The 983-nt window shown below is 60.4% G+C and carries 1 protein-coding gene; it reads right to left on the bottom strand.

Annotation, left to right across the window (positions count from 1 at the left end):
* On the bottom strand, positions 1-983 hold a 983-nt coding region (locus H9S92_RS12085), incomplete at both ends, for an MSCRAMM family adhesin SdrC (RefSeq protein ID WP_222936071.1).

Below are 983 nucleotides of genomic sequence, written 5' to 3'. Positions count from 1 at the left end.
TACAGGTTCACCGTTACACCGGCGATGCCGTATTCCAGCGGGTTAGCCAGGTCCTGGTCACCGCTGTTGTCTGCGTCGTAGAACACCGTGGAGCCGATGCTCATGTTGGGCAGAACACCGAAGTCAATCGTCATATTACCGTTCGCATCGAAAATGCTGTTGGCCGGGTCATCAGCGTCCTGGTCGTCGCCTGGCGTGCCGTCCAGTTCCGTGGGGTCATCGCCAATGGCGAGAACGAAGGGAGCGGAGGCAATTGAGCCGTCGGGCTGGTCCGTACCGTTCTGCACCAACGCATTGTCGTCGGCAGGGTCAACCGTGGGGGAAGCCATGCCACCTTCTACGCCGTTGGGAAGTACGACTTGGTAAGTCCCGTTCGGCAGGTTCGGGAAGAAGTAGCTGCCGTCGGCGTCCGTTACATCACTGCCCACCAGGGTTTCCGGCGTACCGTCACCGTCGGCATCAACGTACAATTCGACTACTACGCCAGGAGCTGCTACATCGTTGGGGCCATCTTGCTGTCCGTTGCCATTCATATCGTAGAAGACCGTGCTACCTACGCTGTTCGTGGGGATGAAGCCGAAGTCAACGGTCATATTGCCGTTGCCATCCGTCTGCGGAGCCGTGTCATCCTGCTCGCCGCCCTGGCCAGCCTCGTCGCCGCCCTGGGGCTCCGTGCCGGGAACCAAGGTCACTACGCCAGAAAGTGATTCCTGGCCAGTCGCCGTAGTGGCACTGCCATCACTGTTGCCGTCCGTGTCATCGTTCGGGGTCGTGCTGACGGCGGCACCCGTAGAGGATACCGGTGAGCCAGCCAACGCAATGGCTCCCACCTGGTAGTTACCAGGGGCCAGGTTACCGAAGAAGTAGTTGCCGTCGGCGTCCGTGGTCGTCGTCTCGATCAGGACAGGAGCCGTTGCCGGATTGTTGTCCGCATCGAAGTACAGGTTCACCGTGACACCGGCGATGCCGTATTCCAGCGGGTT

It is taken from the genome of Neolewinella lacunae (assembly GCF_014349155.1).
Classification (GTDB): Bacteria; Bacteroidota; Bacteroidia; order Chitinophagales; family Saprospiraceae; genus Neolewinella; species Neolewinella lacunae.
This window is presented reverse-complemented; position numbering and strand designations above follow the sequence as displayed.